The following is a 19,555-nucleotide window of genomic DNA, read 5'->3' as shown; positions in this document are numbered from 1 at the left end:
GGCACCGCATTGGAGGCAGGGTTTGCATCGGCCTCTGTCAAAGGCTATCTGAGTGGCCGACAATAGGATGCGGTGCGACCATGACACGACTGATTTCCCTTCTCCTTGCCGGTTTGCTGGCACTGGCCGCCTGTACAGATACCGGCGGGCCGACGCAGCTTGGCTCGGACGGCAAACCTTTGCCCAAGGTCTACCGGATTCGAGGTGAAGCCTCGAAACTGCAGTTCAGAATGCTCGATTCGGTCAACGCGCTGCGCCAGGCTTCGGGTCTGGGCGTCGTGCAGCTCAGCCCCGAGCTGAACGCCGCCGCAGCCACCCATGCCCGCGATATGTCGGTGCAGAACCGGCCTTGGCACTTCGGCTCGGACGGGTCATCGCCGATCGACCGTGCCCGCCGGGCTGGATACACCGGCATCTTCCTCGGCGAGGCGATCTCGGAGACTTACGAGACCGAGGTCGAGACCCTGGCCGCATGGATGGAGGAGCCGGGTTCGCGGTCGGTCATCCTGGACCCCAAGGCGATCATGATGGGTTTTGCCTGGTTCCAGGAGAACAACGGCAAGATCTGGTGGGCGCTGGAAATGGGGTCCTGACCCCCGACGCAACGTCACCAACCGAAAAGGGCCCCGTCGGGGCCCTTTGTCGTTTCTGCGCTCGCCTGTCACGCCGCTTGAAGCGGGTGTGATTCGGTCAGGATGGCATAGAGCTTGGTCGGATCCGGGTTGGCCCGCAGCTTGGTGCAGACCGCCTGCTCGCGCAGGGTGCGCGAGACCAGCGCCAGCGCCTTGAGATGCTCGACACCGGCGTCCTCAGGAGCAAACAGCGCAAAGGCCAAGTCGACCGGCTGGCGGTCGACAGCGCCGAAATCCAGCGGCTTTTCCAGCAGGACAAACACGCCCGCCACCTGATCCAGGCCCGCAACGCGTGCATGCGGCAGCGCCACGCCATGGCCGACGCCGGTCGGTCCCAGACTTTCACGCTCGAGCAGGGCCTCAAGGGTTTCTTGGGCGTCCAGTTTCAGGGTCGCCTCGGCCAAGTCCGTGATTTCCTGAAATAATCTCTTCTTACTCGACGCGGCACCGATAACGCGGACCGCGTTTGGTTTGAGGATGCTCGAAAGCTCCATAAAGTCTTGCTCCTCGCGCGCGCCGCGAGGTGGCCGGGCGCGCGCAGTTCGTGTCTTGCCTATTACGGATCGATCCAGCCGATGTTGCCGTCTTCGCGGCGGTACACGACGTTCAACCCGTCCTTGCTTTCATTCCGAAACACCAGCACCGGGGCACCAGCCAGTTCCATCTGCATCACGGCCTCGCCAACTGACAGCGACGGAATCTTGGTCTCCATTTCGGCAACGATCATCGGCTGCAGCGAGTCGGGCTCGCTTTGCGCGTCCGGTTCTTCCGAGGCGAGGATATAGGACGAGGCTCCGAAGAGTTCAACCGGCTCGGCCCGGTCCTTGTGGTGATCCTTTAGTCGTCGCTTGTAGCGGCGCAGCTGCTTGTCCATCTTCTCGCAACAGCTGTCGAACGCTGCATAGATCTCGGTTGCGTGGGCCTTGGCCTGGGCGGTCAGCCCGGTCGACAGATGAACGGTGGCTTCGCATACATATTCATGCGCCGAACGGGAAAACACGACATGAGCGTCGGTGGGACGCTGCGCATATTTCGACACCACCTCACCCAGTTCGGTCTGAACGTGGCTTTGCAACGCCGCACCAATGTCGATCTGTTTTCCGCTGATTTGATAACGCATGTGATCTCCTTCACAAATTTCACCCTTATTGACGCCGCGAAATGCGGCTTGCCTGTTATTTTCGGGTGACGGGAATTGACGCGGCGCCGGGTTGCGGCTGTTTGTTCCCTTCTCTGAAGGGGTGACCAGAAACAGCTTCGATCCGGTGCTTTGCCATAGCCCAATTGAGGCAAGAGACGCGCCCGCTGTCAATGGCAACCGCGCGGGCGCGACATGATTTCCACAAGTCGGCGGGTCTTTGCGAAGGTTCAGGAGATGCGGAAGTTCTCGCCCAGATAGACGCGGCGGACATTCTCGTTTTCCACCACTTCCTCGGGGCTGCCCGACATCAGAACCTGCCCGTCATGCAGGATATAGGCACGGTCGACGATCTCAAGCGTTTCGCGCACATTGTGGTCGGTAATCAGCACGCCGATGCCCCGAGTCTTGAGGTCCGAGACCAGGTGCCGGATGTCGCCGACACTGATCGGGTCGACCCCGGCAAAGGGTTCGTCAAGCAGCAGGTATTTCGGATCGGCGGCCAGGCAGCGTGCAATCTCAACCCGGCGGCGTTCACCGCCCGAGAGCGCTAGCGCCGGGGCGCGGCGCAGGTGTTCGATCGAGAAATCCGAGAGCAACTCTTCGAGCCGCTCGCGCCGCTTGTGGGCGTGTTTCTGGGTGATATCGAGCACCGAAAGGATGTTGTCTTCGACGCTGAGTCCGCGAAAGATCGACATTTCCTGCGGCAGATAGCCGATACCCATCCGAGCGCGGCGATACATCGGCAGGGTGGTCACATTCTGTCCGTCGATGATGACTTTTCCCGCCTCGGGAAAGACCAGCCCCGCCACCGAGTAGAAGGTGGTCGTCTTTCCAGATCCGTTCGGTCCCAGCAGTGCCACCACCTCGGATCGGCCAAGCGTCATAGTGACGTCACGGATCACCGTTTTCTTGCGGTAAGACTTCCGTAACTTCTCGATTCTGAGGCCCGAGGACCCTTCGGTCACGGTCAACTGAGGTTTGCTCATCAGTCGCCGTCCGAGTTGAGGATGGTTTTCACGCGCCCGACCATCTGGGCGGTGCCCGAGGTCAGGTTGACGGTCATCTTGCCCGAACTCAGCGCATTCTTGCCCTGGGTCAGCAAGACATCGCCTGTCATCACGATGACACCGGTACCGATGGTGTAATCGGCGCGCTGGGCCTGGGCGGCGTCTGGTCCGCTGACCAGCACAACGTCGCCGGTTGCCTCCAGCCGCTCGATCCCCGAGGCCTCCTGGTTGTAGATTACCAGCACCCGTTTGGCCGACAGACGCATCTCGCCCTGCGAGACCAGCACATTGCCCTGGAACTCGGCCGAGCCATCCTCCTGGCTCACATCCAGACTGTCGGCGGTCACCTCGACCGGCAGCGTCGGGTCGGCCTTGACCGTGCCAAAAGCAACCTTGGTGCCCTCGGCCTGCACCGCAACGGCACCAAGGGCAAGGACGAGGCCCAGGATCAATGCACGAATTTCGATCACACGTTATCTTTCCGCAGCTTTGGGGTCATATAACAGCTTCACGCCATTCTTGAAACGAATATGGATAGGGCTGTCCTCGTTTTCAGCCCCCATTTGCATAGAACCTGCTGTAAACTCTCCGATAGGTCCCGTTCCGCGCACGCTGCCGGGGGTTTCACCGGATATTCCGCTCAGCCCTGTGTTGAGCTGATCGGTGGTCACCGTCAGCCCGTCCGAGGTGGTGATGACCACATTGCCGGTGAAAATCGCCAGATCCTTGTCCAGTTGAACCGTACCCAGATCCGAGGTCAGCCGGATACGCTTGCCGCCGAGCAGAAGCAGTTCGGCGATCAGGTCGGTGGCCTCGGCGGGCGCGTTCTCGCCACCCGGGCGGGCCAGCGTTGCCTGCACCTGAATCTGTTCGCCCTTGGGGGTGACAGCCGAGAAAAACGGGCCGGTGATCTGCTGGCCGCGGGTGCGGTCGGCGATCTCGTCTTCGGCAAAGGGGATCGGGCTAATGGTATCCGTCCCACGCGACGACAGCAGGAACACGGCCGACAGCAGGCCCAGTGCCGTAAGCGGCAACAGCACCTTGAGGTATTGGACAACCCGGGAATAGCCGTCGACCGCCATCGCCTAGCCCAGTCCGACGCGCAGACAGTCGTGGATATGCAGCAGGCCGCGCGCGATACCCGGCTCGGCCGGATCGACCACGAAAAGCGAGGTGATCTTGCGCGCGTTCATGATCGCCACCGCTTCCTCGGCCAGCGAGTCGGGGGCAATGGTGGTCGGGGTGGCGGTCATCACCTGTGCGGCGGTCTTGTCCAGCAGGCCGGACATGTGTCGGCGAAGGTCGCCATCGGTGACGATACCGGCCAGATGGCCAGCATCATCGGTGACCCCGACCACGCCAAACCCCTTGCGGCTGATCTCCAGCAGCGCCTCACTCATCGGGGTGTCGGCTGCGATCAGCGGCACCGCCTCGCCGCCGTGCATGAGGTCCGAGACCCGACTCAACCGCGCGCCCAGCTTGCCACCGGGGTGGAAGACACGGAAATTCTCGGGCCGGAAATCGCGATACTTCATCAGCGCGATGGCCAGCGCGTCGCCCATCGCCAGCGTCAACGTGGTCGAGATCGACGGCACCATGCCGAACCCGCAGGCCTCACCCAGCGCCGGGATCAGCAGGTGCACATCCGCCTGCTGCATCAGCGAGCTCTCGGGTTTGCTCGACAAGCCGATCAGCGGGATGCCGAAGCGGCGGGTAAAGGCCAGCAGATTGGCCAGTTCAGGCGCTTCGCCCGAGTTCGAGATGGCCAGCACCACGTCATCCCCGGAGAGCATTCCCAGATCGCCATGGCTGGCCTCGGCCGGGTGCACGAAATAGGCGGGCGTGCCGGTGCTGGCCAACGTCGCGGCGATCTTGTGGCCGATATGGCCCGATTTGCCGATGCCCGAAACGATCACGCGCCCCTTGGTGCGCAGGATCAGCTCCACCGCCTCGGCGAAACCGTCGCCCAGGCTCTCGGATAGCGCATCAAGCGCCCGGGCCTCGTCCAGCACGACCTGGCGCGCGGTATCGATGAAAGAACTGCGATCGGTCATGAGTGGGCAAAGATATCGGTTTCGGGCCAGCCCACAAGGTCGAGCCGGGCCCGTGTGGGCAGGAAATCGAAGCAGGATTGCGCCAGATCGGCGCGGCCTTCGCGCGCCAGCCGACCATCCAGCGCCTCGCGCAGGCGGTGCAGATAGAGCACATCGGAGGCGGCATAGTCCAGCTGCGCCTCGGTCAGCGTCTCGGCGCCCCAGTCGCTCATCTGCTGCTGTTTCGAGATATCGACCCCGAGCAGTTCCTGGCACAGGTTCTTGAGGCCATGCCGGTCGGTATAGGTACGCACCAGGCGGCTGGCGATCTTGGTGCAATAGACAGGCGCGGTCAGGGCACCAAACGCGTGATAGAGCGCGGCAATGTCGAAACGGCCGAAATGAAAGAGCTTCAGCACATCGGGGTTTTCGAGCATCGCGCACAGGTTGGGCGCGGCGGTCTGGCCCTTTTCCACCTGCACGATATGGGCATTTCCGTCGCCGCCCGACATTTGGATCACACAAAGACGGTCGCGATGGGGGTTCAGCCCCATGGTCTCGCAGTCGATGGCCACCACGGGGCCCAGATCCAGCCCGTCGGGCAGGTCGTTCTTGTAGAGGTGATTTGCCACGGAAATGTCCTTTGCGCCGTATTGGCCCCGAAATAGGCGCTTTGGGCGCCGAACTCAACTGCGGGGAGGGGGCCTGCCGAATCCGCTGGCTTCAAGGGCGGCTCTTTTGCGGCAGCGGGCCGCAGGTCGTGCGCGGGGAATGAGTATTTATGACCAAAAAGAAGCAGCGGCATTCCGGCTTCTTTCTGGTCATAAATACTCCCGCCGGAGGCTCCTGCCCTCGCGGCTTGCGCTGAGGGCAGGGAAAGGGTGCGCGCTGGCCGCGTTCAATATGGCGCCTGGAGATCGTTCATCGAGACAAACACCGTCTTCATTTCCGAGAAGTGGTTGATCGCCAGTTTCGAGTTTTCGCGCCCCACGCCCGACTGTTTCGAACCGCCAAAGGGCGCCTCGACCGGGGCCAGATTATAGGTGTTGATATAGCAGGTGCCGGCCTCGAACCCGGCCACCATCCGGTGCGCACGGGTGATGTCACGGGTAAAGACACCGGCGGCGAGGCCAAACTCGGTCGCATTGGCGCGGGCCAGCACCTCTTCTTCGGTGTCGAAGTCGAGCACCGACATCACCGGGCCAAAGATTTCTTCGCGCGCGATGGTCATGTCATCGGTCACATCGGCAAACACCGCGGGTTCAATGTAGAACCCATCGCGCGCCAGCCGGGTGCCGCCATGAACCAGTCGCGCGCCCTCGGCTTTGCCCTTTTCGACATATCCCAGGACGATGTTCATCTGGGCCTCGCTGACCATGGGGCCGAAATTGGTGGCTGGGTCCATCGGGTCGCCGATCACCGCGGTTGCCAGACGCTCGGACAGGCGGGACAGGAACGCCTCCTTGATGCCCTTCTGCACAAAGACGCGGGTCCCGTTCGAGCAGACCTGGCCCGAGGAATAGAAGTTGCCCAGAATCGCGCCCGAGACCGCGTTTTCAAGATTGGCGTCATCGAACACGACCAGCGGCGACTTGCCGCCCAGCTCCATCGTCACGTGTTTGATGCTTTCGGCGGCGGCGGCATAGACCCGGCGCCCGGTCGGGACCGAACCGGTCAGCGACACCTTGGCCACGCGCGGATCGGTGACCAGGGACGCGCCGACATCACCATAGCCCTGAACCACATTGTAGATGCCCTTGGGGGCCCCGGCTTCGACGAGGATTTCGGCGACCTTCAGGGCAGAAAGAGGGGTGGTTTCCGATGGCTTGAAAACCATCGTATTGCCGCAGGCCAGCGCGGGCGCACCCTTCCAGCAGGCGATCTGGGTGGGATAGTTCCAGGCTCCGATACCGACGCAGACGCCCAGCGGCTCGCGGATGGTATAGGCGAAATCACCGCCACCCAGCGGGATATGCTCGCCGGTCAGCGAGCCGGCCAGCCCACCGAAATACTCCAGTGCATCGGCGCCCGAGGTGGCATCGGCCACGGTGGTTTCCTGAATGGGTTTGCCGGTGTCATGGGTCTCGATCACCGACAGATCATGGTTGCGGTCCCGCATGATATCGGCGGCACGGCGCAGGATGCGCCCACGCTCGGTTCCGGTCATTGCAGCCCATTGCGCCTGCGCCTGTCGCGCGGCCTCAAGCGCCTGATCGATGATCGCGGGCGTGGCCGAATGCAGCCGGGCAATCACTTCGCCGGTGGCCGGATAGATCACGTCGATCACGGCGCCCGCCGTGTCCTCGACATAGGCGCCATTGATGAAATGGCTCGCTTGAGGCTGGAACTTCATGATGCGTCCTTTGATGCGGTGCCGGAGATGTTGGGGAGTCGTCGCGGATCTTCTACGAGTTGTTTGATTGGCCAGTCAATAAAAAAAGATTCAGACGAACGGAGCTGTGGAAAAGATGGGCGGAGTTGAAAATGTTCCCTAAATGTTCTATATTGGTTCTATGGAACGTGGAGGGTGGATGCCATGACTCAGCATTACGACGCCATGCCCCAGATGGGGCCCAGCAACGACTATCACCTGCTGCCGGTGACCGAGAAGCAGTTGCGCTTTGCGCGCTCAATCGCTGCTCGCACCTCGCTCGACATCCCGGTTGAGGCGCAGCGCGACCGGCGCATGTTGTCGGCCTGGATCTCGGCCCATCGCGCGCCCGAGACCTCTCGGTTTGACAGGTACCCGTCGGGCAAGCAGGTCGCCTATGCCGAGCGGATCGCGCGGGCCAAACGCCGTGCGGTGCCGCCGGAATGCTTTCATGACAAGGCGGCAATGTCGGCCTGGATCGACCGCAACAAGTGACCGGCGGACAGGGGTGTTGACTTATCTGACAGATTTAGTCAGAAAAAAGCGAAGCCAGATTGGCCTTATGGCCGGATCCAGCCGCGCCTGACAACATCCCAAGGATATTCGCCATGAAAACCCGCGTGCTCGCCGCTACGGCGCTGGCTCTCTCGTGTTCCGCGCCTGTTTGGGCGGCCGACCGCTCCGCCGTTCTGACCACTTATGCCGATATCGCCGAGGCCAAGTATCAAGACAGCCTGACCACCGCCCGCGCGCTGCAGGCCGCTGTCGATGCGTTGATCGCCGACCCGTCGGCCCAGACACTACAGGCCGCGAAACAGGCCTGGCTTGCTGCCCGCGACCCTTATCAGCAGACCGAGGTCTATCGATTCGGAAATGCCATCGTCGACGATTGGGAGGGCAAGGTGAATGCCTGGCCTCTGGACGAGGGTCTGATCGACTATGTCGACGCCTCTTACCCCGGCGCGACCGATGAAAACGGCTATGCTGCGTTGAACGTGATCGCTACGCCCGTGTTCCATCTGTCCGGCACACCCATCGACGCCCACCAGATCACGCTCGAGCTTCTCTCGGGCACCCTGCACGAGGCTGACGGTGTCGAGGCCAATGTGGCCACCGGTTATCACGCTATCGAGTTCCTGCTCTGGGGTCAGGACCTGAATGGCACCGGCCCGGGCGCGGGCAACCGGCCCTGGACAGACTACGCGGCCGGCACCGATTGCACCGGTGGCAACTGCGACCGGCGTGGCGCCTATTTGCAGGCGGCCACCGACCTGCTGGTCTCGGATCTGGAATGGATGGCCGCGCAATGGGCCCAAGGCGGCGACGCACGTGCGTCGGTCCTGGCGGACGAGAGCGCCGGGCTGGTGGCAATACTGACCGGCATGGGCAGTCTCAGCTATGGCGAGCAAGCGGGTGAACGCATGCGGCTGGGCCTGTTGCTGAACGATCCCGAAGAAGAGCATGACTGTTTCTCGGACAACACGCATAACAGCCACTATTTCGATGGGTTGGGTATCCGGAACGTCTATCTGGGCAGCTATACCCGTGTTGACGGCACGGTGATCTCGGGCGCATCGCTGTCTGATCTGGTGGCCGATGCCGACCCGGCGCTGGATGCCGAGGTCAAGGACAGGCTCGACATCACGATGGAGGCGCTGGGCGCCATCCGCAACGCCGCCGAGGGCGGGTTCGCCTATGACCAGATGCTGGCGCGCGGCAATGCCGAGGGCGAGGCGCTGATCATGGCGGGCGTCGACGGGCTGATCGAACAGGCCCGTTCGTTCCAGCGCCTGTTCCCGGTGCTGGGCCTCGACGATATCGCCTTCGAAGGCTCGGAGTCACTCGATAACCCCGGCGCTGTGTTTCACTAACCCCATCCTCAGCACAGCAAGCGACACATGCCCGCCAAGCTGCTCATCCAAGAAAGTAGCATCATGACTTACAAACATCTTGCGGCGCTGACCGGCGTCGCCATGCTTTTTGCGGGAGCAACGCAGGCGCAAGAGGCGCCTGGCTTCACCTGGGAAGGCTCGCTGGAGCTGGAATATGCCCGCATTTTCAAATCGGACACGCCGGGCAATGAATTCGGTGCCGCCACCGGCACGCTGGACCTGTCGGGCGCCTATCGGTTCAACGACACCATCAGCGTCTTTGCTGCGCTGACGGGGGAGAGTCTGAATGACCCGGTTCCGGGTGACCGGTATTTCACCGACTGGGGTCTCTATATCAAAGAACTCGGCGTGCAGTTTGACACCGGCGCGGCCAGCTTCCAACTGGGCAAGGTCTCGCCTGTTTTCGGCATCGGCTGGGATCAGACGGCGGGGTTCTTTGCCGCCGATCTGGCCGAGGACTATGAGTTGACCGAGCAGCTGGGTGCTCTGGTCGCCGTTGATCTTGGCGCCGCGGGAATGCTGCATGCGGGTCTGTTCTATGCCGATGACACCGCGCTCAGCCGGTCTGCCGGGTTCCGCCGGGGTCGCAACACCAGTGCAGCTGGAGGCGCGGGCAATACCGGGCGGCTCGATAACGGTGCGCTCACCTGGATCAAATCCTTTGGCGAGACCGAGCTGCGACTGGGTGTGCGCCATCTCAGCCGGGGCGCTGGTGACGTGAAATCCGAAAACGGCGTGGTGGCCAGTGTATTTCATTCGTTTCATAACATGCCGCTCGACCTGTTTGCCGAAGTGGCCAGTTTCAGCGGCTATGGCGGCACCGCCGACGATGCCACCTATGCCACGCTCAACGCTGCCTATACGCTGGGCGACGTCACCCTGTCGGGCACCTATGCCCGGCGTGATATCGACAGCACCGGCCTGACCGAACTTTTCTCGGTCGGCGCCGAATACGAGTTTGGTGAACGCTACCTTGTCGGTGCTGCATTGGCACGGATCGAAGAGGCAGGGGCAGTGGATCATGTCTTTGGTGTGAACTTCGAGATCGCGTTGGGTGTATGACCGGAAGAGGACCTCATATTGTCAAGATGTGCCGGGTGATCCCCTCCCGATGCCGGGGTCTTCTTGTCTTGCCGCTCGCGATGGCGTTTGCCTTGCTCGCTCCGGTGGCCGAGGGCCAGACCCGTTCAGAATCCGAACGCAGGCGGATCGAGGCGGTCACCGCCCCGACAACCGGGTTTACAGCGGCGGAAGCATTCGAGCAGTTGCCCGGTGGGGCGGCTACCGTCTCTGGGGATCTCGGGCGCGAGGCGTTCTCGCGCCCTTCGGCCAATATGAGTTTCGAGCGAGAGCTTGATTTTCACCTGGGTCAGGCCCTGTTCGACAAGCTCTGGGTGGCCTCTCCCGCCTCGACCAAAGCGTCCGACGGGCTGGGGCCGCTTTACAACGCGCGCAGCTGTCAGGCCTGCCATATCCGCGACGGGCGCGGCCTGCCCACGGGCGGACCGGGGCTGGTGCTGCGGGTGGGCAGGGTCCGGGACGACGGGGTGTTGCCCTATCCGCTGTTCGGTCTTCAGATACAGGACAGTGCCGTTCCCCGCTTGCGGCCCGAGGCAAGCGTCAGGATGACATATACCGAGACAGAGGTGGCTCTGAATGGCGGCGAAGTGGCGGTCTTGCACAGACCCGATTATCGATTGGACGCCATGCAGGGGGCGCTGCACCCTGATAGCGCACTTAGCGCCCGGCTGGCGCCTCAGATGATCGGGCTGGGCCTGCTCGAGGCGATCCCCGAGGCGGAGATATTGGCATATGCCGATCCGGACGACCGGGATGGCGACGGCATATCGGGGCGACCCAACCGGGTAGTTGATCTGGAGACCGGGCAGGAGGCGCTGGGCCGGTTCGGGTGGAAGGCGGGCGCGGCCACGGTCCTTGACCAGTCGGCAGCCGCCTTTGCCTCGGATATCGGCATCTCCTCGCCACTGCTGCCCGCGCCGTGGGGCGACTGCACCGCGTTGCAGGTGGAATGCCGGAATGCTCCTCATGGCAATGGCGATCTGCGCGGCACCGAGATCGATGGCCCGGCGCTGGGGTTGACCGCGTTTTACAGCCGCAACCTTGCGGTTCCGGCGCGGCGGGATGTGGATGACCCTGAGGTGTTGCGGGGCAAGCGGGTGTTCTACAGCATCGGCTGCCCGGCCTGCCATGTGCCCAAACATGTGACCGCCCGATTGACAGACCAACCAGAACAGAGCTTTCAGCTGATCTGGCCCTATACCGATCTGTTGCTGCATGACATGGGCGACGGGCTGGCTGACGGGTTGCCGCACGGTGTGGCCACCGGGCGCGAATGGCGCACGGCACCGCTCTGGGGGATCGGCCTGACCGAACAGGTCAGCGGAGAGGCGCGTTTCCTGCATGACGGTCGCGCGCGCACATTGCTAGAGGCGGTGCTTTGGCACGGGGGCGAAGCAGCGGCGCAGCGCGATCGTGTGATTGATCTGACGCCCGAGGACCGCACCGCCCTGATCCGGTTTCTGGAGAGTCTTTGAGATGAAACAGCTTGTTGCCCTGATCCTATGCCTTGTCGCCGCAACGGCATCCGCCGACCCGGTCGGTCGGGTGCTTGACTCTCATGTGTTACCGGGGTTCGCGCGGCTGGCGAAAGAGACAGCATCGTTGGCTGCTGCTGCCGAGGTCGGGTGCGACGAGCGCGACCCTGATTTGCGCGCGGCGCTCAACGGCGCGCTTCGCGCCTGGGCCGGGGTCAGTCACCTACGTTTTGGCCCGACCGAGGCAGAGAACCGCGCCTTTGCGCTGGCCTTCTGGCCCGACAGCCGGGGTATGACCCCCAAGGCGCTGGCCGGGCTGATCGCGGCAGAGGATCCAGTGGTGCAGGATGCACAGGCGTTTGCCCAGGTCTCGGTCGCTGCGCGCGGGCTCTATGCGCTTGAGTTCCTGCTCTATGACGAGGATCCGGCGGGCAGCGACGCCTATCGCTGCGCGCTGATCCGCGCCATCGCGCGCGACAGTGCCGGGCTGGCACAGGCCATGGCGGCGGATTGGCATGACCGCTACGCGGCGCTGATGCGCGCACCGGGGCCGGACAGCCCCTATCGCAGCCAAGACGAGGCGATGCAGGAGCTGTTCAAGGCGCTGGGCACCGGGTTGCAGATCACCGCCGATCTGCGTCTGGGGCGGCCAATGGGGACATTCGACAAGCCGCGCCCAAAGCGGGCCGAGGCCTGGCGCGCAGGTCTTTCCCTGTCTCTGGTGATCGCCGCTTTGAACTCTCAGAAGCAGCTTGCCCTGATGCTGGCCGAGGGGGACGCCGGGCTGCAAGAGCGGCTTGGCGCAACCTTTGACCGTGCATTGGCCAGCACGGCGGCCTTGGACGATCCCGCCTTGGCTGGTGTCGCCACACCTGACGGACGTGTCCGGGTCGAGGCGCTGCAACAACGGGTCAACGAGATCCGTGAATTGGTGGCGCAGGAGCTGGGGCCGGAACTGGGGGTTTCGGCCGGGTTCAACGCATTGGACGGGGATTGAGCGATGACCACACGACGCGGATTTCTGGTCGGGTTGGCGGCGGCGGGTCTGACCCCGCGCGCCAGTTGGGCCGATGCGGGTGCGCCCGCTTTCCTGAGCGCCGGACGCGCCGCGGATGGCAGCTATAACCTCTATGGTCTGGATACAGATGGCAGGCCGCTGTTCCAGTTGCCGATCCCGGACCGGGGCCATGCCGCCGCCGCCCATCCCGAACGGGCCGAGGCGGTGGCCTTTGCGCGCCGACCGGGTCGGTTCGCGTTGGTGCTGAACTGTGTGAGTGGAGCGGAAATCGCCCGGCTGACTGCACCCGAGGGGCGGCATTTCTACGGGCATGGCGCCTTTGATGCCGAGGGCCGGACCCTGTTCACCACCGAAAACGATTACGAGGCCGGACAGGGCCGGATCGGGCTGTGGGACGCCAGCGCAGGGTATCGGCGGATCGGCGAGTTTGGTTCAGGCGGGGTCGGCCCGCATGACATCCGCCTGATGCCGGACGGCAAGTCTCTGGTGGTGGCCAATGGCGGGGTGGAAACCCATCCCGACACCGGCCGGGTCAAGCTGAACCTGCCGGTGATGCAGCCCAACCTGAGTTATCTTTCGCTGTCCGGCGAGGTGCTGGAGGTGGCCCATATGCCTCCCGAGCACCGGATGAACTCGATCCGTCACCTTGATCTGCGCGCCGATGGGCTGGTGGCTATTGCAATGCAGTGGCAGGGCGAGGCGAGCGATTTGCGCCCGGTTCTGGGTCTGCACCGGCGCGGCGCTCCGCCGATTGCGGTGACAGGGTCCGAGGCAGAGATGCGCGCCATGAACGGCTATGGCGGCAGCGTCATCTTCTACGACGGGAGCAGGCGCGTCGCGGTCTCCTCCCCCCGGGGCGGGCTGGTGCAACTGAGCGATGTGGCGACGGGCCGGATCACCGGAGGGGTCGCGATCACCGATGTCTGCGGGCTGGGCGTGACCGGCGGCGCGCTGGTCGCCTCGTCGGGCAGCGGTGTCTTCACCCGCGTCGGCGGCGAGGTCGCCGGCCGTTCCGCGATTGCCTGGGACAATCACCTGGTGGCGGTCAACGGAGGATGAGGCCGCGTTATTCTTTGGAATTCCTTTCGTGCGAGGCGACAGCCACCGCCGCCGACACAAACAGGCCGAGCAGAATGTAACCGGTCACAGCCTCGGCTACAGCCAGGCCACGGCACGTCCCGACTGGTTGCAGATCGCCGTAGCCGACCGTGGTAAACGTGACATACGAGAAGTACAGCAGTTCCGAGGGACGCTGCGCTCCGATAATGCAATTGTCCGAATACCCGAAGGACGCATAGACGGCAGCATAGAGAAAAGGCACGGACTGGATGAAGGATATGCCCATCAGCACGACCTGATGCTTGGGCTGACCGATCCGAACGACATAGGTCCAAAGCTGCATCAGCAGCCATGCCGCCAGAACGATCGTGGAAATGGAACCCAAGGTCCCGCCCGCGACCCCTTCGTCTACCTGTGACAGGATACGGAAGGCCAAGCTGCTGACGATGACCATTCCGGCCGCGGCGATCATGGTGCCGCGCCACTCGCGCGTCAGGGAGTGCGGTTTGGTCATGTGCTGTTCCTCGATTTCCGGCTTCGATCATCTCTTGCCGGCCGAGTTCAAGCAAGCATTCAGAAGCTTAATGCGAGGCAAGATGCTCCTCGCCCCGCGCACGGGCCAGGGCGATCTGTTTCTGCCGCTCTCGGAACCGCATCTTGTCAGCCTCCGAGGTCTCGTCGATGCACAGGTGGCAGCTGACCCCATGCTCGTATTCCGGGCGATTGCGATCCTCGGGCAGGATCGGACGGCGGCAGCCATGGCACAGCTCGTGCGGCCCCTCGACCAGCCCATGCCCGACCGAGACCCGGTTGTCGAAGACGAAACATTCGCCCTGCCAGGTGCTGTTGTCGGCGGGTATCTCTTCGAGATAGCGCAGGATGCCGCCCTTGAGGTGATAGACATCCTCGACCCCCTGACCCAGCAGGTAGTTGGTCGATTTCTCGCAGCGGATGCCGCCGGTGCAGAACATCGCCACCCGCTTGTTGTGGAACCGCTCCTTGTTGGCTTCCCACCAGGCGGGAAAGTCGCGAAAGCTTTCGGTCATCGGGTCGATGGCGCCTTCGAAGGTGCCGATGGCGACCTCGTAATCGTTGCGGGTGTCGATCAGCACCACATCTTCCGAGCGGATCAGGTCGTTCCAATCCTCAGGCTCGACATAGTGGCCGACGCGCGCGCGCGGGTCGACATCCGGCTGGCCCATGGTGACGATCTCTTGCTTCAGCCGCACCTTCATCTTGCCAAAGGGCGGGTGGTCGCTGGTCGCCTCTTTCCACTCAAGATCAGAGCAACCCGGCAAGGCGCGGATGTGGGCCAGCACCGCGTCGATCCCGGCGCGCGGTCCGGCGATGGTGCCGTTGATCCCCTCTTTGGCCAGCAGCAGCGTGCCCTTGACCCCCTGCGCCAGACACAGGTCAAGCAGGGCGGGTTTCAGGGTGGCCGGGTCGGCGAACCGGGTGAAGTGGTAGAGTGCGGCGATCGTGTACATGCCCGCGCCATACGCCGCGCCGCGCCCGATTTCAAGAGGCGCGGCAAGGGGTGAAACATGCGTTTTCGATGTTGTTTTATTGGTCTTCGCTGGCCAGTGCGAGGCCGTGAACCACGGCGGTGAATACTTCGGAATCCTGTTGTTGGGCGCCCGGCAGGACGCGCCCCAGCGCGGCGCGGATCACCCCCATCAGGCTGGAGCCGCCGACAAACACGACCTGATCGACGCTGTCCGGGGCAACACCCGCATCTTGTACCGTCTGCATGGCGCAGGTGGCGATATCATCGGCGTAACCGGCCAATGCCGCCTGCATCGCCGCATTGCTCAGATCGGCGCCCAGCCCACGTTCGACGATATCCAGCGCGATGCGGCCCGCCTCGGCCCCATTTGCGGCGATCTTGCCCGCCTCGACCGCATAGGCCACGTCATGGCCCAGATGCGATTCCAGCACATCGGCCAGCCGTTCGAACAGGCGGGGCTGTTCGGCCAGACGGACCCAGCGCCGCACCTCGCGCAGGGTGGCAGGGTCATAGACAAAGGCGATCTTTTCCCAGCTGGCCAGATCGTGGAACAGGGCCCGGGGGGCGCTGTGGCTGGCCTCGCCCAGCTCTGCCCCGATCCGGGTCTCGTACCCCATCAAGGGCATGGCGTGATCAAGGCTGAGTATCCGGTCGAAATCGGTGCCGCCGATGCGCAGGCCCCGGCTGGCCAGCATCCGGGTGGCGGTGCCCTGCCGGTCACACAGGGTGAAATCCGAGGTGCCACCACCGATATCGACGATCAGCATGCGGCCCTGACCCGCCACCGCCAGCGCCGCCGCCTCGGGTTCGGGCAGAAAGCTTACCTCGCGAAACCCGGCCAGCAGATAGGCGTCGCGCAGGTCGGTACAGGCCTGTGCATCGCGCTCGGCAGAGGCAGAGTGGAAATGCACCGGACGGCCCGACAGGGCGCGGTCAAAGCGCTCTCCGCTCAGCCGTTCGGCACGCGTTCGGATCTCGGCCAGAAAGCGGGCGATGACCTCGATCAGGGTCAGTCGCTCGTTCAGGAACATGCGCGGTTCGCGGGCCAACGGGGTGCCCAGAATGCTTTTCAGCCCGCGCAGAAAACGGCCCTCTTGCCCGTCCATCATGGCGCGGGCGGCGTCGCTGCCATAGACATAGCGGCGCGCGGCAAAGTCGATGAACACGGCGGTCGGCAGGGTCTGCGCGCCCGGTTCCAGCGGCAGAACCCGGGGATGTCCTGCCTGCACCAGCCCCGCAGCCGTGTTCGACGTTCCGAAATCCACGCCAAGACGTGCCATGACTTCCCTCCCGGTTTTTGCGAAAGGCGCCCGGATATCGCAGGGCGGCAGACAAGGCAACGGGGGTTTTCGCACACCGCCCGGCGCAAAGGGAGCTTTTCGGCGATCACGCCACGCGCTAGGCTCGGCCCCAAAAGGGAGGCGCAAATGCATGGCTTGATCGTGATCGACGTTCAGAACGATTTCTGCCCCGGCGGCGCGCTGGCGGTGCCCGAGGGTGATGCGGTGGTGGCGCCGATCAACGCCATGATGGCGGATTTCGATGCGGTGATCCTGACGCAGGATTGGCACCCGGCTGGGCATTCCTCTTTCGCTTCGTCCCATCCGGACAAGGCTCCGTTCGAGATGATCGACATGGCCTATGGGCCGCAGGTGCTGTGGCCCGACCATTGCGTGCAGGGCAGCCCGGGCGCCGCGTTTCACCCGGCGCTGCGGACCGATGCGGACCTGATCCTGCGCAAGGGGTTCCGTTCCGCGATCGACAGCTACTCGGGATTTTTCGAAAACGATCGCAGCACGCCCACGGGCCTGGAGGGCTATCTGCGCAGCCGGGGCATCACCCGGCTGACGCTTGTCGGGCTCGCCACCGATTTTTGCGTTCAGTATTCCGCATTGGATGCAGCGCGGTTGGGCTTTGCCGTCGAGGTGCGGATGCAGGCCTGCCGCGCGATTGATCTGGACGGCTCTCTGACCGCGGCTGTTTCCGCGATGAAGGCGGCCGGAGTCACGCTGACCTGAGGCACGGTTGCGATTTGTTAACGGACTGAAAGGTATAGATTCGGAGCGAAAGGTCATGATCTATCCTTGGGGTCGCCGATGCATGTTGCCGGGTCGCCCGATGTCGACCACCTATCTGACTATGAACGAAGATACAGCAGGCGCGGCCTGCTGATCCGCTACGCGCGCGGGCGGGTCAAGAATTTCGCCAGTCGCCAGATCATGACTTTTGCAGGTGGTTTCGTCCTTGCCATGACCGAGGGGCTGCGTACCGCCAGCCTGGCGGTGATCGTTGCCCTGTTGGGCGAGGTGATAGATTGTCTTTACCTCAATCGTTTGCCGGAACGATTGCGCAACGGGTACGGATATCGCCGGCTTCTGATCGGCAGCACCCTCACCGCCTTCGTTCAGGCTCTGACGATCAGCTATTGCGTCTGGCTGGCATGGACGGGTGCGCGCAGCGGGGTGTCACCGCTGTTCATCGGCTCGTTCCTGGCGGGGGCGGCCATCAATGCCGGGCTTGTGCTGCCGTTTCATCGCCCCGCCGCCGTGGCGCGGCTGGCGGTCTACGCCGGGATCACGCAATACCTCTTCCTGATCGAAGCGATAAAGCCGGGCAGGGCCGGGGATGCCCTGTTCCTGAACGCGGCCGGCGCGGTGATGCTGGCCTTTATGGTCGGGTTGTTCCTGAACTTCGTGAACTGGGGCTTTCGTCAGCACCGGCGCACCACGCTGGACCTGATCGAACAGGGTCGTGACCTCGTCCGGCATCAGAAAGAGGCGCAACTGTTGTCGCTTGTCGCCAAAAACGCCAATGACAGCGTCATTCTGGCCGATGCCGATGGTCGGATCGTCTGGACGAACGAGACGTTCACGCGCATCACCGGCTATTCCGTGGACGAAGCCAAGGGCTTCTACCCCGGTGATCTGCTCAACGGCGAGAAGACCGACCTTGAAGTGTCGAATGCAATTGCCGAAGCCGTCGAAGCGGGCCGCCCTTTTCGAACCGAGATCCTGAACGTGTCCAAGGATGGGCGCGAGATCTGGATGGAAACCAACCTGGTCCCGGTTCTGGACAAGAACGGTCGGGTCGAGGTCACCGTTGCCATCGAGCGAGACGTGACAGCGGCAAAAGCACAGGCCGAGGAACTGGCTGCGGCGCGTATTGCGGCAGAAGAAGGCGCCCGTGCCAAAGCGGAATTCCTCGCCACCATGAGTCACGAGATCAGGACTCCGATGAATGGTGTCGTCGGTATGGCAGAGCTGTTGTCCGATACCGAGTTGTCGGAGGAGCAGCGACAATATGTAAGCACGATCCGAAGTTCCTCGACGGCGCTGCTGGCGATCATTAACGACGTGCTTGAGCTTTCGCGCCTGGATGCCCGCAAGATGGAACTGCATCCCGTGAATTTCGATCCCAAGGCCTGCCTTGAAGAGACGCTCCGGCTTTTGCAACCGCAGGCCCGGGCAAAAGGGCTGAAGCTGGCTCTTGAAACAGAGACGGACGTGCCGCCGTTGGTGCATGGCGACGATGGCCGGTTGCGTCAGGTTCTGATCAACCTGCTTGGCAATGCGATTAAATTTACCGAGCGCGGCGGTGTGACCCTGCGCGTGCGGGCCGATGCGCAGGAACCTGGACACCTATTTGTCATCGTGGTCGAGGATAGTGGAATCGGCATCGCCGCAGACAAGATCGAGCGAGTGTTCGAACGGTTCTCGCAGGCTGATACCGATACCACGCGGCTCTATGGTGGAACCGGCCTGGGATTGACGATTTCACGCGAGCTGGTTGTCCTGATGGGAGGCCGGATCACGGTCGAGTCCACGCTGGGTCAGGGATCGTGTTTCACACTTCGCCTGCCACTCGGACCACCTGGCGATCCAGGTGCAGATGCGGACACCCAGACCCTGTCGCCTGACGAGCTAGATCGGTTGCGCGGATTATCGGTGTTGGTTGCCGATGACAACCGGGTCAATCGCCTTTTGATGGGCAAGTTCCTGGCCGATCTTCCGATCCGTCTGGATTTCGCCCATGACGGTCAGCAGGCGGTTGCGATGGCAACGCGGCAAGAACCGGATATCGTCTTTATGGATATGTCGATGCCGGTGATGAGCGGGATCGAGGCGACCAGCCAGATCCGGGCATCAAAGGGGGCGCAGCCGCTGATTGTCGCGTTGACCGCAAATACCTTTGACAGTGATCGCGCTGCTTGTCTTGCAGCGGGGATGGACGACTTCCTCAGCAAACCTGTGGGAAGGGCCGATCTGTTTCGCTGTCTGCTGAACCATCTGCCACCGCGGGACGCGACAAGAATGAAGGCTTCGGGTTGATCAAGCGCAGCC

General features: G+C 63.2%; 20 protein-coding genes. 9 read left to right on the top strand and 11 right to left on the bottom strand.

The window, feature by feature from the left end; genetic code table 11:
• Positions 1-80 precede the first annotated feature (80 nt).
• On the top strand, positions 81-593 hold the full coding sequence (gene dalA / locus MB818_RS10090) for a divisome-associated lipoprotein DalA (protein ID WP_238904984.1): 513 nt from the start codon (positions 81-83) through the stop codon (positions 591-593).
• 68 nt (positions 594-661) lie between these two features.
• Here dalA and MB818_RS10085 read toward each other — a convergent pair whose 3' ends face one another.
• From MB818_RS10085 to betB, 8 genes are all read right to left on the bottom strand, one after another.
• Positions 662-1,126 carry a PTS sugar transporter subunit IIA gene (locus tag MB818_RS10085; RefSeq protein ID WP_011045850.1) on the bottom strand — a complete coding sequence of 155 codons (465 nt, stop codon included), beginning with the start codon at positions 1,124-1,126 and terminating at the stop codon, positions 662-664.
• A 62-nt stretch (positions 1,127-1,188) separates the two neighbouring features.
• Positions 1,189-1,752 (bottom strand): ribosome hibernation-promoting factor, HPF/YfiA family, encoded by a 564-nt coding sequence (gene hpf, locus MB818_RS10080; protein WP_234139226.1) that lies wholly within the window; start codon positions 1,750-1,752, stop codon positions 1,189-1,191.
• A gap of 248 nt (positions 1,753-2,000) precedes the next feature.
• A complete protein-coding gene (gene lptB / locus MB818_RS10075) occupies positions 2,001-2,759 on the bottom strand; it encodes an LPS export ABC transporter ATP-binding protein (RefSeq protein ID WP_234139227.1) in 759 nt (252 codons plus the stop codon).
• A complete protein-coding gene (locus MB818_RS10070; RefSeq protein WP_238904982.1) occupies positions 2,759-3,250 on the bottom strand; it encodes an LptA/OstA family protein in 492 nt (163 codons plus the stop codon). The genes lptB and MB818_RS10070 overlap by 1 nt, the downstream gene beginning before the upstream one ends.
• A gap of 3 nt (positions 3,251-3,253) precedes the next feature.
• Complete coding sequence (locus MB818_RS10065) at positions 3,254-3,862, bottom strand: LptA/OstA family protein (RefSeq protein ID WP_234139229.1); 609 nt, start codon at positions 3,860-3,862, stop codon at positions 3,254-3,256.
• 3 nt (positions 3,863-3,865) lie between these two features.
• A complete protein-coding gene (locus tag MB818_RS10060) occupies positions 3,866-4,834 on the bottom strand; it encodes a KpsF/GutQ family sugar-phosphate isomerase (protein ID WP_238904980.1) in 969 nt (322 codons plus the stop codon).
• The gene (locus MB818_RS10055; protein WP_234139231.1) at positions 4,831-5,445 is read right to left on the bottom strand and encodes a ribonuclease D; all 615 of its coding nucleotides are present in this window, start codon (positions 5,443-5,445) and stop codon (positions 4,831-4,833) included. Before MB818_RS10055 ends, MB818_RS10060 begins: the two co-directional genes overlap by 4 nt.
• A gap of 266 nt (positions 5,446-5,711) precedes the next feature.
• Positions 5,712-7,166, bottom strand: a complete 1,455-nt coding sequence (gene betB, locus MB818_RS10050; protein ID WP_238904978.1) for a betaine-aldehyde dehydrogenase — start codon at positions 7,164-7,166, stop codon at positions 5,712-5,714.
• 183 nt (positions 7,167-7,349) lie between these two features.
• Between betB and MB818_RS10045 the strand changes: the two genes are divergently transcribed.
• The 6 genes from MB818_RS10045 to MB818_RS10020 all read left to right on the top strand — a co-directional run bounded on the left by MB818_RS10045 (position 7,350) and on the right by MB818_RS10020 (position 13,708).
• A complete protein-coding gene (locus tag MB818_RS10045; protein ID WP_234139233.1) occupies positions 7,350-7,679 on the top strand; it encodes a hypothetical protein in 330 nt (109 codons plus the stop codon).
• A gap of 113 nt (positions 7,680-7,792) precedes the next feature.
• Positions 7,793-9,055 carry an imelysin family protein gene (locus MB818_RS10040; RefSeq protein WP_238904976.1) on the top strand — a complete coding sequence of 421 codons (1,263 nt, stop codon included), beginning with the start codon at positions 7,793-7,795 and terminating at the stop codon, positions 9,053-9,055.
• Between the two features lie 63 nt (positions 9,056-9,118).
• Positions 9,119-10,138 carry a hypothetical protein gene (locus tag MB818_RS10035; protein WP_238904974.1) on the top strand — a complete coding sequence of 340 codons (1,020 nt, stop codon included), beginning with the start codon at positions 9,119-9,121 and terminating at the stop codon, positions 10,136-10,138.
• A gap of 80 nt (positions 10,139-10,218) precedes the next feature.
• Positions 10,219-11,631: a di-heme oxidoreductase family protein gene (locus tag MB818_RS10030; RefSeq protein ID WP_238904972.1), complete on the top strand. Its 1,413-nt coding sequence runs from the start codon at positions 10,219-10,221 to the stop codon at positions 11,629-11,631.
• A gap of 1 nt (position 11,632) precedes the next feature.
• Positions 11,633-12,628: an imelysin family protein gene (locus tag MB818_RS10025; RefSeq protein WP_238904970.1), complete on the top strand. Its 996-nt coding sequence runs from the start codon at positions 11,633-11,635 to the stop codon at positions 12,626-12,628.
• Between the two features lie 3 nt (positions 12,629-12,631).
• A complete protein-coding gene (locus MB818_RS10020; RefSeq protein ID WP_238904969.1) occupies positions 12,632-13,708 on the top strand; it encodes a DUF1513 domain-containing protein in 1,077 nt (358 codons plus the stop codon).
• Between the two features lie 7 nt (positions 13,709-13,715).
• On the opposite strand, the gene MB818_RS10015 is transcribed toward MB818_RS10020, so the two are convergent.
• The 3 genes from MB818_RS10015 to MB818_RS10005 all read right to left on the bottom strand — a co-directional run bounded on the left by MB818_RS10015 (position 13,716) and on the right by MB818_RS10005 (position 16,495).
• Entirely contained in the window at positions 13,716-14,222 is a 507-nt protein-coding gene (locus MB818_RS10015) for a potassium channel family protein (RefSeq protein ID WP_234139239.1), read from the bottom strand.
• 67 nt (positions 14,223-14,289) lie between these two features.
• Positions 14,290-15,195, bottom strand: coding sequence for an oxygen-dependent tRNA uridine(34) hydroxylase TrhO (gene trhO / locus MB818_RS10010; protein WP_234139240.1), 906 nt, complete (start codon positions 15,193-15,195; stop codon positions 14,290-14,292).
• Positions 15,196-15,271: 76 nt separating this feature from the next.
• On the bottom strand, positions 15,272-16,495 hold the full coding sequence (locus MB818_RS10005; RefSeq protein WP_234139241.1) for an Hsp70 family protein: 1,224 nt from the start codon (positions 16,493-16,495) through the stop codon (positions 15,272-15,274).
• Positions 16,496-16,642: 147 nt separating this feature from the next.
• Here MB818_RS10005 and pncA point away from each other — a divergent pair, with 147 nt between their 5' ends.
• Positions 16,643-17,233: a bifunctional nicotinamidase/pyrazinamidase gene (gene pncA, locus MB818_RS10000; RefSeq protein ID WP_238904967.1), complete on the top strand. Its 591-nt coding sequence runs from the start codon at positions 16,643-16,645 to the stop codon at positions 17,231-17,233.
• 78 nt (positions 17,234-17,311) lie between these two features.
• Complete coding sequence (locus MB818_RS09995) at positions 17,312-19,543, top strand: PAS domain-containing hybrid sensor histidine kinase/response regulator (RefSeq protein WP_238904965.1); 2,232 nt, start codon at positions 17,312-17,314, stop codon at positions 19,541-19,543.
• The last annotated feature ends 12 nt before the right edge of the window (positions 19,544-19,555 follow it).

This window comes from Ruegeria alba, assembly GCF_022321465.1.
Lineage (GTDB): Bacteria > Pseudomonadota > Alphaproteobacteria > Rhodobacterales > Rhodobacteraceae > Ruegeria_B > Ruegeria_B alba.
The sequence above is the reverse complement of the archived record's forward strand: the minus strand, read 5'-3'. Positions and strand labels throughout refer to the sequence as shown.

What these genes read in the sequence shown, in the direction of transcription:
- MB818_RS10005 (WP_234139241.1), bottom strand. Translation starts at nt 16,495, where the DNA reads ATGGCACGTCTTGGCGTGGATTTCGGAACGTCGAACACGGCTGCGGGG.
- MB818_RS10035 (WP_238904974.1), top strand. Translation starts at nt 9,119, where the DNA reads ATGACTTACAAACATCTTGCGGCGCTGACCGGCGTCGCCATGCTTTTT.
- MB818_RS10065 (WP_234139229.1), bottom strand. Translation starts at nt 3,862, where the DNA reads ATGGCGGTCGACGGCTATTCCCGGGTTGTCCAATACCTCAAGGTGCTG.
- betB (WP_238904978.1), bottom strand. Translation starts at nt 7,166, where the DNA reads ATGAAGTTCCAGCCTCAAGCGAGCCATTTCATCAATGGCGCCTATGTC.
- dalA (WP_238904984.1), top strand. Translation starts at nt 81, where the DNA reads ATGACACGACTGATTTCCCTTCTCCTTGCCGGTTTGCTGGCACTGGCC.
- MB818_RS10045 (WP_234139233.1), top strand. Translation starts at nt 7,350, where the DNA reads ATGACTCAGCATTACGACGCCATGCCCCAGATGGGGCCCAGCAACGAC.
- trhO (WP_234139240.1), bottom strand. Translation starts at nt 15,195, where the DNA reads ATGTACACGATCGCCGCACTCTACCACTTCACCCGGTTCGCCGACCCG.
- MB818_RS10060 (WP_238904980.1), bottom strand. Translation starts at nt 4,834, where the DNA reads ATGACCGATCGCAGTTCTTTCATCGATACCGCGCGCCAGGTCGTGCTG.
- lptB (WP_234139227.1), bottom strand. Translation starts at nt 2,759, where the DNA reads ATGAGCAAACCTCAGTTGACCGTGACCGAAGGGTCCTCGGGCCTCAGA.
- MB818_RS10025 (WP_238904970.1), top strand. Translation starts at nt 11,633, where the DNA reads ATGAAACAGCTTGTTGCCCTGATCCTATGCCTTGTCGCCGCAACGGCA.
- hpf (WP_234139226.1), bottom strand. Translation starts at nt 1,752, where the DNA reads ATGCGTTATCAAATCAGCGGAAAACAGATCGACATTGGTGCGGCGTTG.
- MB818_RS10085 (WP_011045850.1), bottom strand. Translation starts at nt 1,126, where the DNA reads ATGGAGCTTTCGAGCATCCTCAAACCAAACGCGGTCCGCGTTATCGGT.
- MB818_RS10030 (WP_238904972.1), top strand. Translation starts at nt 10,219, where the DNA reads ATGGCGTTTGCCTTGCTCGCTCCGGTGGCCGAGGGCCAGACCCGTTCA.
- MB818_RS10015 (WP_234139239.1), bottom strand. Translation starts at nt 14,222, where the DNA reads ATGACCAAACCGCACTCCCTGACGCGCGAGTGGCGCGGCACCATGATC.
- MB818_RS09995 (WP_238904965.1), top strand. Translation starts at nt 17,312, where the DNA reads ATGCATGTTGCCGGGTCGCCCGATGTCGACCACCTATCTGACTATGAA.
- pncA (WP_238904967.1), top strand. Translation starts at nt 16,643, where the DNA reads ATGCATGGCTTGATCGTGATCGACGTTCAGAACGATTTCTGCCCCGGC.
- MB818_RS10020 (WP_238904969.1), top strand. Translation starts at nt 12,632, where the DNA reads ATGACCACACGACGCGGATTTCTGGTCGGGTTGGCGGCGGCGGGTCTG.
- MB818_RS10040 (WP_238904976.1), top strand. Translation starts at nt 7,793, where the DNA reads ATGAAAACCCGCGTGCTCGCCGCTACGGCGCTGGCTCTCTCGTGTTCC.